13 protein-coding genes are annotated in these 14,439 nt (G+C 70.7%); 6 read left to right on the top strand and 7 right to left on the bottom strand.

Annotated features, from left to right (window positions below):
• Nucleotides 1–209: 209 nt before the first annotated feature.
• Nucleotides 210–1,166, bottom strand: a complete 957-nt coding sequence (locus tag ACWGE1_RS34720) for an NAD-dependent epimerase/dehydratase family protein (RefSeq protein WP_453424445.1) — start codon at nucleotides 1,164–1,166, stop codon at nucleotides 210–212.
• The gene (locus tag ACWGE1_RS34715; protein ID WP_453424444.1) at nucleotides 1,163–1,882 is read right to left on the bottom strand and encodes a ScbR family autoregulator-binding transcription factor; all 720 of its coding nucleotides are present in this window, start codon (nucleotides 1,880–1,882) and stop codon (nucleotides 1,163–1,165) included. Before ACWGE1_RS34715 ends, ACWGE1_RS34720 begins: the two co-directional genes overlap by 4 nt.
• A 101-nt stretch (nucleotides 1,883–1,983) precedes the next feature.
• Between ACWGE1_RS34715 and ACWGE1_RS34710 the strand changes: the two genes are divergently transcribed.
• Nucleotides 1,984–2,955, top strand: coding sequence for a ScbA/BarX family gamma-butyrolactone biosynthesis protein (locus tag ACWGE1_RS34710; RefSeq protein WP_453424443.1), 972 nt, complete (start codon nucleotides 1,984–1,986; stop codon nucleotides 2,953–2,955).
• Between the two features lie 187 nt (nucleotides 2,956–3,142).
• Here the strand turns inward: ACWGE1_RS34710 and ACWGE1_RS34705 are convergent, their stop codons facing one another.
• Together ACWGE1_RS34705 and ACWGE1_RS34700 are read right to left on the bottom strand one after the other, a co-directional pair.
• Nucleotides 3,143–3,499 carry a zinc ribbon domain-containing protein YjdM gene (locus tag ACWGE1_RS34705; protein ID WP_453424442.1) on the bottom strand — a complete coding sequence of 119 codons (357 nt, stop codon included), beginning with the start codon at nucleotides 3,497–3,499 and terminating at the stop codon, nucleotides 3,143–3,145.
• A 48-nt stretch (nucleotides 3,500–3,547) separates the two neighbouring features.
• The gene (locus ACWGE1_RS34700; protein ID WP_453424441.1) at nucleotides 3,548–4,375 is read right to left on the bottom strand and encodes a helix-turn-helix transcriptional regulator; all 828 of its coding nucleotides are present in this window, start codon (nucleotides 4,373–4,375) and stop codon (nucleotides 3,548–3,550) included.
• 283 nt (nucleotides 4,376–4,658) lie between these two features.
• Here ACWGE1_RS34700 and ACWGE1_RS34695 point away from each other — a divergent pair, with 283 nt between their 5' ends.
• From ACWGE1_RS34695 to ACWGE1_RS34685, 3 genes are all read left to right on the top strand, one after another.
• Nucleotides 4,659–5,858 (top strand): serine hydrolase domain-containing protein, encoded by a 1,200-nt coding sequence (locus ACWGE1_RS34695; protein WP_453424440.1) that lies wholly within the window; start codon nucleotides 4,659–4,661, stop codon nucleotides 5,856–5,858.
• A 287-nt stretch (nucleotides 5,859–6,145) separates the two neighbouring features.
• A complete protein-coding gene (locus tag ACWGE1_RS34690) occupies nucleotides 6,146–8,215 on the top strand; it encodes a galactose-binding domain-containing protein (RefSeq protein ID WP_453424439.1) in 2,070 nt (689 codons plus the stop codon).
• 126 nt (nucleotides 8,216–8,341) lie between these two features.
• Nucleotides 8,342–8,947, top strand: coding sequence for a TetR/AcrR family transcriptional regulator (locus tag ACWGE1_RS34685; protein ID WP_453424438.1), 606 nt, complete (start codon nucleotides 8,342–8,344; stop codon nucleotides 8,945–8,947).
• 107 nt (nucleotides 8,948–9,054) lie between these two features.
• Here ACWGE1_RS34685 and ACWGE1_RS34680 read toward each other — a convergent pair whose 3' ends face one another.
• A complete protein-coding gene (locus tag ACWGE1_RS34680) occupies nucleotides 9,055–10,809 on the bottom strand; it encodes an FAD-dependent oxidoreductase (RefSeq protein ID WP_453424437.1) in 1,755 nt (584 codons plus the stop codon).
• A gap of 102 nt (nucleotides 10,810–10,911) precedes the next feature.
• Between ACWGE1_RS34680 and ACWGE1_RS34675 the strand changes: the two genes are divergently transcribed.
• Nucleotides 10,912–12,090: a SchA/CurD-like domain-containing protein gene (locus ACWGE1_RS34675; protein ID WP_453424436.1), complete on the top strand. Its 1,179-nt coding sequence runs from the start codon at nucleotides 10,912–10,914 to the stop codon at nucleotides 12,088–12,090.
• A gap of 13 nt (nucleotides 12,091–12,103) precedes the next feature.
• Nucleotides 12,104–12,361 (top strand): acyl carrier protein, encoded by a 258-nt coding sequence (locus tag ACWGE1_RS34670; RefSeq protein ID WP_453424435.1) that lies wholly within the window; start codon nucleotides 12,104–12,106, stop codon nucleotides 12,359–12,361.
• A gap of 86 nt (nucleotides 12,362–12,447) precedes the next feature.
• Here ACWGE1_RS34670 and ACWGE1_RS34665 read toward each other — a convergent pair whose 3' ends face one another.
• Complete coding sequence (locus ACWGE1_RS34665) at nucleotides 12,448–13,506, bottom strand: methyltransferase (RefSeq protein ID WP_453424434.1); 1,059 nt, start codon at nucleotides 13,504–13,506, stop codon at nucleotides 12,448–12,450.
• 35 nt (nucleotides 13,507–13,541) lie between these two features.
• Nucleotides 13,542–14,439 (bottom strand): right-handed parallel beta-helix repeat-containing protein (locus ACWGE1_RS34660; protein WP_453424433.1); only part of this gene is annotated, 898 nt, incomplete at its 5' end.

Genomic DNA, 14,439 nt, shown 5'->3' with positions numbered 1-14,439 from the left:
ACGAACGCGGCACCGAACAGCTCGGCCAGGGACTCGTCCCACTCGTCCGGCACGACACCACGCACGTCATACGCCTTGACGATGTTCGAAAGATCGGGCATTTCCACTCCTTCAGGGGTGACCGGCTGTGCTTCGGACGCTACCCGCCGTCCTGCCCGACACAGCCCGCCCACACCCCATCCCGCCGAGGCTTTGGCAGATCGCCGCCGTCACCCCGGGGCGACCCCGCCCCGCTCCCGGTACCACTGCGCGGCCGGACCGAGCCGGTCCAGCGGGCCGGGCCCGGGCGCGATCCCGGCGAGTTCCCATGCCGCGTCGGCGCGGTACCAGTGGTCCCGGGCCAGCAGCGTGAACTGACGCCCGCTCACCCAACCCGGGGTCGCGGCCAGGGTGTCCAGGCACCTGCGCCACGACCAGTCGGCGCAGGGCCGCTCCGGCAGCACCCCGTACCCGGCGAGCGCGTCCATCAGGTCCCGGTTGCGCACCGGCACCGGGTGGTGGGCGTGCAGCACCCCCGCGGCCCCCGCCGCGGCGCCACCGCCGAGCGCGAACGCCACGACGAGCCGCGCCAGGTCGTCGACGTCGACGAAGGAGGCCAGTCCCCCTCCACCGTCCCACTGCGCCGGTACGCGCCGGAAGGCGTCGACGAGAGCCGGTACGGCCCACCGGTCGCCCCTTCCCAGCACCAGCCCCGCGCGCAGGACCAGTCCCCCGGCGTCGAGCACCGGCCGCTCCCCCGCCAGTCGGCTGCCGCTGGCCGGCGACACCGGGGCGGGCGTCAGCTCCCCTGCGTCCTGGCCCCGGTGCGGTCCGGGTCCGTACACGGCGCAGGTGGACAGGTGGACGATCCGCCCCACCCCGGCCCGTCGGGCCTCGGCCACCAGGGCCGCGGCTCCAGCGGAGTTGACCGCGGTGCACCGGCCGGCATCCGGTCCGACGTAGGAGGCCAGCGACAGCAGGACGTCCGCGCCGTCGCACACCCCGCGCAGGGACTGCCCGTCGGCCAGGTCCGCGTCCACCCAGCGCGCGCCGGGCGGAGCTGCGGAGGGCGGGGTACGGGACACCGCGCGCACCACGGCCTGCGGGTCCTGCGCGGCCAGTCGGCGCAGCACCGCCGACCCCACGAAGCCGGTCGCGCCGGTGACGACGACATGACGGGTGTTCAAGCCCGCTTCTCCGAAGCCGAGGCCGAAGCCGACTTCGACTTCGAGGCCGGAGCCGACTTCGATCCCGGCTTCGGCTCCGCCTCGGGCGCGGCCGGCGGCAGCGTCAGACGCAGCCCGCCGCGAATGTCGTCGGCCGCCACCGCGGGCAGCAGGTAGCGCCACAGCGAGGCGATCCGCTGCGGCAGGTCGGCCCGGCCGGTCGATGCCTGGGAGAAGAGCTGCGCGCCGGTGAAGGAGCTGACCAGCACCCAGGCCAGTTCGTGGTCGTCGACGTCCGGCTGGAGCTCCCCCTTGGCGCGGGCGAAGCGCAGCTGCTGGCGGAACTCCAGGACCCATGCCTGGTAGGCGACGTCGTCGCGCAGGCCGAACTCGCCCTGTTCAACTGCCAGTCGTACGCCCGCCCGGAGGACCGGATTGTGCTGGAGCTGCTCGGCGAGGTAGAGGGTGATGTCCACCAGGTGCTGCAGGCCGTCCTCCCCGGCGGGGAACTCCAAGCCGTCGCCCTGGCCGACCATGACGGCGTAGGCGAGCTCCTCCTTCGAGCTGAAGTGGAAGTACATCCCGCCCTGCGTGACGTCCGCCCGCTTCATGATCTTGCTGATGCTGGCCCCGCTGAAGCCGAACTCGTCGAAGACCTCGGCAGCGGCACGCAGGATGGCGGCTTTGGTCTGAACTGCCCTGAGTTGGGGCGCGCGTTGCTGCTTCCGTTCTGACATGAGCACCTAACTAATCTCGACAAAAAAAACGAACATCCTTTATTTTAGGACCCGCGCCGAACAAGCACCAGCTCATGTCCGACGTCTAGGGGGGCTCAACCATGACTGTGTCAGCTGATCACTCCGCCTCACCCATCGCCGCGCTCAGCAGCGCCTTACCCCGGGAGTACGTACACAAGAGCGCTCACTCGGAGGTCCTGCTCACCGGGTGGCGCGCCGTCGCGCCGGACGAATACGTCGTCACCGCCCAATGGCCCCGTACCCACAGCTTCTACACACCGGACGGGGGACACCACGATCCCCTGCTCCTGGCCGAATCCGTCCGCCAGGCCATCCCGCTCCTGAGTCACGTCGCGTACGACGTGCCCTTCGGTCACCGCCAGATCTGGGACACGTTCAGTTACTCGACCAATGCCGACGCCCTCGCCGTCGGTGCGACTCCGGCCGACATCGCACTGCACATCCGCTGCTCCGGCATATCCCGCCGCGGCCGAAGACTCGCCGGTCTGACCATGCACGTGACCGCGACGCGCGACGGGCAGCTCCTGGGCACCGCCGAAGCCGGCTTCACCAACCAGCCGGAGGCCGTCTACCGGCGGCTGCGCGGCAGGAACGCGGACCTCGACGAGGTGGCCGCCCGCACCATCCCGCTCCCGCCGCCGCTGACACCCCGGCGCGTGGGCCGCGACCGCTTCCACGACGTGGTCCTCTCCCCCACCAGCTCGACGCGGCGCGCCCAGCTCCGGGTCGACGTCAACCATCCGATCCTCTTCGACCACCCCGTCGACCACGCCCCCGGCATGCTGCTCCTGGAAGCCGTGCGCCAGGCCGCGTACCGTTCCGCCTTCCCCCGACGGGGAATCCTCACCGATATGGAGATACGTTTCTTCCGCTATGCCGAGCTGACCTCGGCCTGCTGGATCGAGACGCTCCCGGCGGCCGCGGAGACGACCGTGCCGGACCGCCATCCCGTACACGTCGTCGCCCGTCAGAACGACGAGGCCGTCTTCACCGCCACGGCGACCATCGCCACCACGGCGACCCTTCCCCTCCGCGTCCACGCCGCGCGCTGACCCACCCGCCGGGTCGGAGCCTTCGGCGAGGTCCCGGGTCCATGAGCGCGCCGGCTCATGGACCGCCGCCCGCCGAAGCGGCCGGGCCCGCCGCCCCGTTTCTCCGGAAGAACGACGAAGGCGCCTGGTCGGGGCCCTGCCCGACAGGCGCCTTCGCCGCTTCCGGGCCCGACCGGCGGGTGGCCGGTCAGACCTTCCTGACCACGCTGGACTTCAGCTGCATGGGGCCGAAGCCCTCGATCCTGCAGTCGATGTCGTGGCCGTCGACACCCTCCACCAGACGGATGTTGCGCACCTTGGTGCCCGCCTTGATGCCCGTCGGGCTGCCCTTGACCTTCAGGCCCTTGACGACCGTCACGGTGTCGCCGTCGGCCAGCACATTGCCGACCGCATCCTTGATCACCCGCTCCTCGGAGGCACCACCGGACTCGCCGGATGCGAGCGCCCACTCGTGCCCGCATTCGGGGCAGACCAGCAGCGCTCCCATCTCGTAGGTGTACGCGCCCGCGCATTCGGGGCAGGGAGGCAGGAGGTTCTCAGTCACCCCACCAGTATATTTCAGCGCCATCGCCGCAGGTCGGAGGCCGATCGGTCATGACGGCCGGCGGGTGGCGTGCAGACTGCCGAGGAGGGCGAGCGCGCGGGCGCTCGGGCTGCCCGGGCCGGCGTGGTAGACCACCAGCTGCTGGCCCGGCGCTCCGCGCACGTCGAAGGAGTGGAAGGTGAGCGAGAGGGGTCCGACGTCGGGGTGGTCGAGTTCCTTGGCCGCGCCGGTCTTTCCTCGGACCGTGTGCGCCGACCAGAGTGCGGCGAACTCCGCACTGTCGCGCCCCAGTTCGCGGACGATGTCGCGCAGCTTCGGGTAGTGGGGGTCGAGCCCGGTAGCGTGGCGCAGGCCGGCCACCACGGCCTCGGCCGCGCGGTCCCAGTGGACGAAGAACGGCCGCGCCGCCGGGTCGAGGAACGTCATCCGCGCGAGGTTCTCCCGCTGCGCGAACGGGGAGAACAGCGCCTCCGCCAGCGCGTTGGCCGCCAGGACGTCGGTGGCGGGGTTCAGGACGAACGCCGGGGTGCCCGTGAAGCCGTCCAGCAGTTGGTGCAGGGCGGCGGCGACCGACTCCCTCGGCTGCGGCCGCTCACGGTGCGGAGTGCTGCCCGCCAACCGGAAGAGGTGTTCCCGCGCCGCTTCGTCCATCCGCAGGGCACCGCTGATCGCGTCGAGGATCTGCGGGGAGGGTCCGCGCTCGCGCCCCTGTTCCAGCCGGGCGTAGTAGTCGCTGTTCATTCCGGCCAGGACGGCGACCTCCTCCCGGCGCAGTCCTGCCACGCGGCGGCGCCCGTAGGAGGCGAGCCCCACGTCACCGGGCCGCAGGCGCGCGCGACGGGCACGCAGGAAATCTCCGAGTTCACTACTGGTCACGCCTTCAGGTTAGATCGCGCCCCGGTCGGCGTGCCTGGGTGCGCCGCACCCGGGCACGGGCCGCGCCGGGATGTCCTCGGCGGCTCGCCCGCACGGCGGAACTGCCTCTGATATTTGGCGCGTTTGCGCTCGTACCGACGTCGTTCCGGTCCGATGATCTTGCGTAGGCTCGTGATCGATCAACCCTGACGACCCGAACGACCGCGAACGGCCGCGCCCGATCGCGACCGCCGCGAACCGACGCCGACCGACCCCCCACCGGAGGAGCATCGTGCCCCTGCCCATGAACCGACGCCTGGCCCTCAGCACAGCCCTGCTGGCGGTGATGGCCGCCGTGGCTCCGGCGACCACCGCCCACGCCGCCCCGACCACCCCCGATCTCGAAGCGCTGACCCAGGCGTTGCGGAACACGACCGCCGCCGGAGCGCCCGGCGCCATGGCCCGGTTCAGCGGCCCCGACGGCGTCAGCGTCCGGACCGTGGGAGTGCGCGACAAGGTGACGGGCGCGGCGATGGACCCGCAGGCCCGTTTCCGGATCGGGAGCGTCAGCAAGACGTTCACCTCCGTCGTCCTGCTGCAGCTGGTGAACGAGGGCCGGATCGATCTGGACACCGCCGTCAACCACTACCTGCCCGGGCTGCTGCCCGACGACCGGATCACGGTGCGCCATCTGCTGACCCACCGCAGCGGGCTGGCGGACTACACCAACGCCATGTTCGACAAGACCGTGCCGGGCTTCGAGTCCGTGCGCAACAAGGTGTTCAGCTACCAGGAGCTGGTGAACCTCTCGCTCGCCGAGCCCCGCACGACCGAGCCCGGCGTGGCGTACCGCTACTCGAACACCAACTTCGTCGTCGTGGGCATGCTCATCGAGAAGGCCACCGGCAACGGCGTGGCCAAGGAGTACGAGCGGCGCATCATCAAGCCGCTGAAGCTGCGCAACACCTCCTACGTGCACCCGGGCACGCAGATCAAGGGGCTGCACGCGCGCGGCTACCTGCACCCCGACGAGGCCGGCGCTCCGCTGGTCGACTCCACCGAGCAGACGGTGTCGTGGGCCCAGTCCGCCGGGGCGGTGATCGCCAACCCGGCCGACCTCAACACCTTCACGTCCGCGCTGCTCGGCGGCCGGCTGCTGCCCGCGCGCATGATGGACCTGATGACCACCGTCACGCCGACGGACGCCACGAACACCCGGCACTACGGGCTCGGCCTGCGCCGCTACGACCTGTCGTGCGGCACCTCGGTCTACGGCCACACCGGCACCGTGCAGGGTTTCTACACCTACGCGTTCTCCACCCGCGACGGCCGCCGCAGCCTCTCCGCGATGGCGAACACCTCGAACAAGGGCGAGGCCAACACGGCGCTCGGCGGGACCCTCGAAGCCGCGTTCTGCGGGAAGCCCGCTGCCCCGAAGGCCGCGTCGCGCGGATTCGGGATCGCCCCGGCCGAGATGGACCTGGTCGAACACAACGCGCGCTGACCGCACCGCACCGTCCCGGGCCCTTCCCGCCGAACCGACAGGGGGAAGGGCCCGGCACACGTCCGGAACCGGAGCCGCGCGCCCGCTCCGGGTGCGGTCCGCCGAAGAATGTGACGAATCATCAGGTCAGCTGTCCCGGACTATTGACTCCGTCGATGACAGTGGCGATTCTCGTCCCACCGTTTGCGCGGTCCATGACAAGCCACGCCTGTGGCCGTGACCTGTCGTGCCGCCGAACGGATCCGGCTCCTCGACCGCGCCATCCGGCTGACCTTAAGACGTGAGTGATGACCATTTCCCGACACACGCACCACAGGCGTAGGCCCCTGGCGGTCCTGTCATTGCTCCTCGCCGTCGTGGCCATGGTGCTCGGCCCCGTACCCAGCTCCGCCGCCGAACCCGGCTGGTGGAGCCCGGTCGCACGGCCCGCACCCGACTCCGACATCAACGTCACGGGCGAGCCCTTCAAGGGCACCGACGCCCAGGGACGGGTCCGGGGCTTCGTCGACGCGCACGACCACCTGATGTCCAACGAGGGCTTCGGCGGCCGGCTCATCTGCGGCAAGCCGTTCTCCGAGGCGGGCGTGGCCGACGCACTCAAGGACTGCCCCGAGCACTACCCCGACGGCACGCTCGCGATCTTCGACTTCATCACCAAGGGCGGTGACGGCAAGCACGACCCGAACGGCTGGCCGACCTTCAAGGACTGGCCCGCCCACGACTCGCTGACCCACCAGCAGAACTACTACGCCTGGGTCGAACGGGCCTGGCGCGGCGGTCAGCGGGTGCTCGTCAACGACCTCGTCACCAACGGCGTGATCTGCTCGGTCTACTTCTTCAAGGACCGCGGCTGCGACGAGATGACCGCCATCCGCCTCGAAGCGCAGAAGACGTACGACATGCAGGCCTACATCGACAAGATGTACGGCGGCACGGGCAAGGGCTGGTTCCGGATCGTCACCGACTCCGCGCAGGCCCGGGACGTCATCCAGCAGGGCAAGCTGGCCGTGATCCTCGGGGTCGAGACCTCGGAGCCCTTCGGCTGCAAGCAGATCCTGGACATCTCGCAGTGCAGCAAGGCGGACATCGACCGCGGCCTGGACGAGCTGTACCGGCTCGGGGTGCGCAGCATGTTCCTCTGCCACAAGTTCGACAACGCCCTGTGCGGGGTGCGTTTCGACGAGGGCGCCCTCGGCACGGCCATCAACGCCGGCCAGTTTCTGTCGACCGGAACCTTCTGGAAGACGGAGAAGTGCACCGGTCCCCAGCACGACAACCCCATCGGGCTGGCGGCAGCCGCGCCCGCGGTGCAGAGCAAACTGCCCGAAGGGGTGGCGATCCCGTCCTACGCCGCCGACGCCCAGTGCAATACGCGCGGGCTCACGGAACTCGGCGAGTACGCGGTGCGCGGCATGATGAAGCGCAAGATGATGCTCGAGGTCGACCACATGAGCGTGAAGGCCGCGGGTCGGGCCTTCGACATCCTGGAGTCCGAGTCGTACCCGGGCGTGATCTCCTCGCACAGCTGGATGGACCTGGACTGGACCGAGCGGGTCTACAAGCTCGGCGGCTTCATCGCCTCGTACATGAGCGGCGCCGAAGGCTTCAGCGCCGAGGCGAAGCGGACGGACGCGCTGCGCGACAAGTACAACGTCGGCTACGGGTACGGCACCGACATGAACGGTGTCGGCGGCTGGCCCGGCCCTCGCGGGGCCGACACCCCGAACCCGGTGCGCTACCCCTTCCGCAGCACCGACGGCGGCTCCCTCATCGACAGGCAGACCACCGGTTCGCGCACGTGGGACCTCAACACCGACGGAGCCTCGCACTACGGTCTGGTCCCCGACTGGATCGAGGACATCCGCCTCGTCGGCGGCCAGGGCGTGGTGGACGACCTCTTCAAGGGCGCCGAGTCCTACCTGACCACCTGGGGGAACTCGGAGAAGCACAAGTCCGGGGTGAACCTCGCCACGGGCTCCCCGGCCTCGGCGTCGAGCGCGGAGTGGTGGAACCCCTTCGTGAACTTCTCCGCGGGCCGGGCCGTGGACGGGGACTCGGGCTCCCGCTGGGCGAGCGAGTGGAACGACAACCAGTGGCTGCGCATCGACCTCGGATCGGCGAACCGGGTGGGGCGCATCACCCTCGACTGGGAGGCCGCGTACGGGAAGGCGTACCGCATCGAGGTCTCGACCGACGACGCGAACTGGCAGACCGTCTGGTCCACGACCGCGAGTGACGGCGGCCTGGACACGGCCCGCTTCTCGGGGGTGCCGGCCCGCTACGTCCGGGTGCAGGGAATCCAGCGGGCCACCAAGTGGGGGTACTCGCTCCACGAGGTCGGCGTCTACAGCAGCTGACCGTCCGAGCACGAGCACAGGGGCCGGGGCCGGCCGGATCTGCTGATCCGACCGGCCCCGGCCGCCTTCCCCGGCCCGGCACGACGCACACCGCACACCGCACAGCACGAACCGAAGGGAACGCCCATGGCACGGATGCCGTCGGCCGAGCGGCGCCGCCAGCTGACCGAGGCCGCGATCCGCGCGATGACCCGCGACGGCGTCGCCGGGACGACGACCAGGTCGATCTCCGCCGAGGCGGGCGTGTCCCTGAGCGTCTTCCACTACTGCTTCGACTCCAAGCAGGCCCTGCTCGAATCAGTCATCGCGGCGATCACCGATCACAGCGTCACCCGGGTGAGGGAGGCGATCCAGCCGAGGGCCACCCTCCGGGAGACCGTCCGGGCGGGCTTCCAGGCGTACTGGGACCATGTGTCCGCCCACCCCGGGGAACACATGCTCACGTACGAACTCACCCAGTACGCCCTGCGCCGGCCGGGCTTCGAGCACCTGGCGAGGCGGCAGTACGAGCGGTACTGCGACACCTACACCGAACTGATCGAACAGCTCCGGCACCACATGTCCTTCGAACTCCGTGTGCCCGTGAGCGTGCTGGCCCGCTATCTGGCCGCCATGACCGACGGGCTGACGCTGAACCACCTCGTTCTCGGGGACGACAGGATCTCGGCGGACATCCTCGACATGATCACCGACCATGTCGCGGGCCTCGTCGGCGACGACCGCGCCGCCTGAGCGTGCCGGTCGGCCATCCGGATGACGCATTGCGACGAGGGCGCCGCCACGTGGATCGCTCCACGGGACGGCGCCCTGGGGGGGTCGGCGGGACCGGCTCGGTCGGATCAGGCCCGGTCCAGCAGGGTGGTCAGGACCTCGTGGAGGACCGCTTCCGGGTCCGCCACGGCCTGCGGGGAGCGCCAGGCCACGAAGCCGTCCGGGCGGACGAGGACCGCGCCCTCCGGGGTCGTGCCGTGCACCTCGGTCCAGTCGCCGCCGTTCGCGGGGATCAGGTCGGCCTCCGGTCCGGTACCGATCGCGTACGCGTCCAGGGGCAGGCCCAGTTGTCCGGCGACGGACCGGGCCGCGGCGCGCCACGGCGTGTCCTCGGAGCTGAGCAGGACGAAGGAGCGCTCGTAGAGGTCCACGGTGGACTTCGGCTCGGGATCTCCCGGTCCGCAGAGCCACATGTGCGGTGCGCGGCTGCCCGGATCACCGCACAGCCGCATCCGATCCGGCACGACGGGCTGGTCGGGGTCGGCTCCCAGCACCGCGCCCCGGTTGTAGCGGTAGCCCATGGCCACGGACAGGACCCCGCCCTGCCGGCCGCCGCCCCCGCGCGGGGCGGAGTCGGGCGCGTGCTCGGAACCGGGCGCGGACCCGGGCGCGGAGCCCGCCGCGGGAACGGTCTCGGAGTCGGGCTCGTACCCCGGGTGGCTGTGCTCCGCGGAACGGGCCGAGGCGCGCTCGCTCGTCGCCCGGGCCACCGGAAGCCGCTCGGCCTCGTAGGTCTGCAGCAGCCCCGGACCGGCCGTACCGTCCAGCACCGCGGCGAGTTTCCAGGCGAGGTTGTGGGCGTCCTGGATACCGGTGTTCGAGCCGAACGCCCCGGTGGGGGACATCTCGTGGGCGGAGTCGCCGGCCAGGAAGACCCGGCCCGACGCGTACCGCTCGGCGACCCGCTCGGCCGCGTGCCACGGGGCCTTCCCGGTGACCTCCACGTCCAGGTCGGGAGCGCCGATGGCCCGCCGGATGTGCTCGACGCAGCGTTCGTCGGTGAAGTCCTCCAGCGTCTCGCCCCGGTCGGGGTGCCAGGGCGCGTGGAAGACCCACCGCTCGGCGTTGTCGACCGGCAGCAGGGCCCCGTCGGCGTCGGGCTTGGTCAGGTAGCACACGATGAAGCGCCGGTCGCCGACCACATGGGCCAGCATCCGGGAGCGGAAGGTGATGCTCACATTGTGGAACAGGTCGCCGGAGCCGCTCTGGCCGATCCGGAGCGCCTCCCGCACGGGACTGCGCGGCCCGTCGGCGGCGACGAGGTAGTCCGCGCGCACCGTGCTGTGTTCCCCGGTGTCCCGGTTCTTCACGATCGCGGTGACCCCGCCCGGGTCCTGGTCGAAGGAGAGGAGTTCGGTGGAGAACCGCAGGTCGGCTCCGAGTGAGGGGGTCACGGACATCAGGACCGGCTCGATGTCGTTCTGGCTGCACAGGCACCATGCCGCCGGACTGAAGCGCGCGAGCGCGCCTCCGGGGTCGATTTCCTCGAAGAGCCACTCCTGATCGTCACCGGTCAGTGAGCCGCCCTGCATGATGCCGTGGTTGTCCGCCAGGACCGAGGCGGCCTCGCGGATCCGGTCCTCGACACGGGCGACCCGGAACAGCTCCATCGTCCGCACGTTGATACCGCGTCCGCGTGGGTGCATCGAGGTACCCGCATGCTTCTCGACCACCATGTGTCTGATGCCATGCCGGCCGAGGAAGAGCGAGGTGCACAGACCCACCAGCGAGCCGCCCACGATGAGGACCGGGACGTGGTGGTCGACGTTTTCCTTCATGGCTCTTCCATGCCCTGTACGAGCCCGGTTCCCTCGCTCGTTCACCCGCTTGGTTCTCTCCTCTCGCGCCGCAGGGATTACGGGACAACGATCGGTTCGGGTGGCGCCGCCCCGTGGCGACCGTGTGGTCTCGAAGGAGTGTGAACGATGACAACCTTGTCGGAACGGATATCCCAGTCCGCCTTCGACGGCTCGAGGCTTCGGGTCGTGCTGCTGCTGGATCTGTACGACGGTGCGCAGAATCAGTTCCTGGAGGTGTACGAACATCTCCGCGAGCAGGTGTCCTCCGTCCCCGGACACATCAGCGACGAGTTGTGCCAGTCGATCGAGAACCCGTCGCAGTGGCTCATCACCAGTGAGTGGGAGAGCGCACCGCGGTTCTTGGCCTGGGTCAACAGCGAGGAGCACGTCGCGTCGGTGCAACCGCTGCACGGCTGTGTACGGGACACCCGCTCGCTGCGTTTCAGCGTGCTGCGGGAGACCGGCAAGGGTCCGGGCACCGGCTCCCCCTCCGGCGGTCCCTCCGCCGCCTCCGCCCCCGCTTCCGCCTCCGCGGACACCGCGGACCGGGCCCGGGGCAGACTCCAGGTCGCTCCCCGGCGCGGGGACGGAGTGGTCCGCCACGCCCTCACCTTCACCGTGAAGCCGGGCAGCGAGCCGGTGGTGGCGGAGCTGCTGGCCGGGTACGCGTCCCCGCAGGCCCAGGTCGACGAGAGCACCCGGCTGCGCCGGACCTCACTGTTCATGCACGGCAACCGTGTCGTCCGAGCGGTCGAGGTGGAGGGCGACCTCCTCGCGGCCCTGCGCCATGTGGCCCGGCAGCCCGAGGTACGGGCGCTGGAGGAGGCCATCAATCCGTACCTGGAGCAGGACCGGGATCTCAGCGACCCGGGATCGGCCCGGGTGTTCTTCACCCGGGCGGCCCTCCCGGCGGTGCACCATGTGGCGGCGGGTGGCCGCGAGCCCGCGGACGTCCGGCGGCACGCCCTCTTCTATCCGGCGAAGGACGGGTGCGGCATGGCGCTCGCCCGGCTGCTCGCCGGTCAGGACGAGGCGGCCGTGGACGACCCGACGAGCCCCATCGAGGGCAGCACCGTCTTCCAGCGCGACGACATCGTCGTACGCCTCCTCGATCTGCGCGGCCCGCTCGACGCGCGGCCCGCTCTGGCCCTCGGCGTCGAGGGCAGCCACAAGGCGGCCGTGCTCGCCCGGCTGCTCGACAGCGCCAAGGACGGCGTCCCCACCACCGACCAGGAGATCTCACGTTTCCTCGCGCGCTCTGAAATGCGCCTGATCACCGACCGGCGCACGCCGGTCCAAGCCTGAGGAGTTGTCCGACATGACCGCTCGACTGACCATGGAAGAACTGGCCGCCCTGATGAAGAAGGGGGCCGGCGTCACCGTCGACCCCGCGGCCATGGCGAGCCGCCCCGACTCGGGCTTCGACGAGTGGGGGCTGGACTCCCTGGGACTCCTCGGCATCGTCGGTGAGCTGGAGAACCGGCACAGCCGGCCGCTGCCCGCCGACGCGGACCGGTGCAAGTCGCCGCGCGAGTTCCTGGACCTCGTCAACAACGCCCTGGCGGCCTCCGCCTGACGCCGGCGCCCCGAACGCTCCGGACACACCCTCGAGACCGGCTCCGTGCCGGTCTCGAGGCGTGCCGTGTCCTATGCCGGCCGGCATCACCCGGGCACGGTGCACTCGAACGCGTGCAGGTACGCGTTGACCGGACGGATCTCGCCGATCACCAGGCCGGCGTCCTCCATGCGGGCGCAGAGGCTGGCCTTGGTGTGCTTCGCGCCGCCGACGTTGAGCAGCAGCAACAGGTCCATGGCCGTGGTGAACTTCATCGACGGGGTGTCGTCGACCAGGTTCTCGATGATGACGACCCTGGATCCGGGGCGGGCGGCCCCGACGACGTTCCGCAGGGTTCTGCGGGTGCTCTCGTCGTCCCATTCCAGGATGTTCTTGATGATGTACATGTCGGCGTCGACCGGGATGGCCTCCCGGCAGTCCCCGGGAACGATGTCGGCCCGCGCGGCGAGCGGACCGTCCTCCCGCAGCCGGGGGTCCGCGTTCGCCGCCACGCCCGGCAGGTCGAGCAGGACGCCCCGTACCGTCGGGTGCTTCTCCAGCAGGCTCGCCAGTACGTGCCCCTGGCCGCCGCCGATGTCCGCGACCACCGAGATCCCGGTGAGGTCGAGGAGCTCCGCAACGTCCAGCGCCGACTGCATGCTGGAGGTGGTCATGGCCCGGTTGAACACGTGGGCCGACTCGTGCGCGTCCTGGTGCAGGTAGTCGAAGAACCCCTTGCCGAACAGCTCATGGAAGACGCTGCCGCCGGACCGGACGGCGTCGTCGAGCCGCGGCCAGGCCTGCCAGGTCCAGGGTTCGGTGCACCACAGGGAGATGTAGCGCAGGCTGTTCGGGTCGTCCTCGCGCAGCAGTCGCGACATCTCCGTGTGGACGAAGGTGCCGTCCTCGGTCTCCGCGAAGATCCCGTAGCAGGACAGGGCGCGGAGCAGCCGCTGCAGGGGCAGCGGCTCGCAGTTCACCGCCTTCGCGAGCCCGGCCGCGGTGGCGGGCGATTCCCCGAGGGCGTCGGCCACTTTGAGCCGGGCCGCGGCCCGTACGGCGGCGGCGCAGGCCGCCCCGAAGACGAGCTCCCGCAGGCGCATGGCCGGCTGGGGGGTGTGCTGGGGGACCGGGATCGGGGTCTGGGTGGGACTTACCGTGGTCATGGTGCCTCGATTCTGCTGATCAGGGTGATCACGCGTCAGCACATCCCGGCCGGCACGGAGGATCCGCACCGGTTGTTGACGAACCGGTTGCCCGTTCCGGTCCCCTGGTTGGCCAGGTCCGCCGGCTTGTTGTCCCGCACCACGTTGTCCCGGATGACGTTGTCGGTGTTCGTCGCGCCCACGAAGCTCTTGAACAGCAGGATTCCGCCCGACAGCGGGGAGGCCCCGACGTTGCCGCGAATGGAGTTCGAACGCACGACCGTTTCCTCGGCCCCGGTGAGGACGATGCCGACGCCCTGGATGTCGGGGAGACGGCTGTTGCCCTTGCAGAACTTGTTGTTCTCGTGGATCACGTTGTTGCGGATGGTCATGTCCCCGGCGCCGGGCTCGCCCTCGTCGCCGACGACGAAGACGCCGCCGCAGTTGCCGGTGAGGGTGTTGCCGTAGACGGAGAGGTTCCGGACGCGCCGGACGGTGACACCGATCCGGTTGCCGGTCAGCGTGTTCCTGCGGACCACGGCGCCCTGGGTGTCGGTGGCACCGCCCTCCCGGTCGACGGTGTTGGCGATGAAGAGGCCCGACTCGACGTTGTCGCGGGCGGTGTTGTCGCGGAAGAGCCCGCGGGTGGACCTCTCCTGGGCGATGCCCCAGGTGCCGTTGTTCTCGGCGGTCACCCGCTGGACGCTGAGCCGGTCGGTGTAGGAGGCCCAGATGCCGTTGCGCTTGAAGCCCGAGACGGTCAGCGACCGGATGTCCACGCCGACGACGGGCTGCTCCGCCGTCCCCATGACGCAGATGCCGGTGTCGGCCTGCGAGCAGGCGAGCGCCCGCCCGGACGTGGTCGGCGCGCCGGGTGCCACCGGCTGCGCGGCGGCCCCGGGTGCCACCGGCGCCCCCGTCGCGCCGGGTGCCGGCGGCGTCACGGGCGCGACC

The sequence above is a fragment of the Streptomyces sp. NPDC054932 genome, from assembly GCF_053610205.1.
This window is presented reverse-complemented; position numbering and strand designations above follow the sequence as displayed.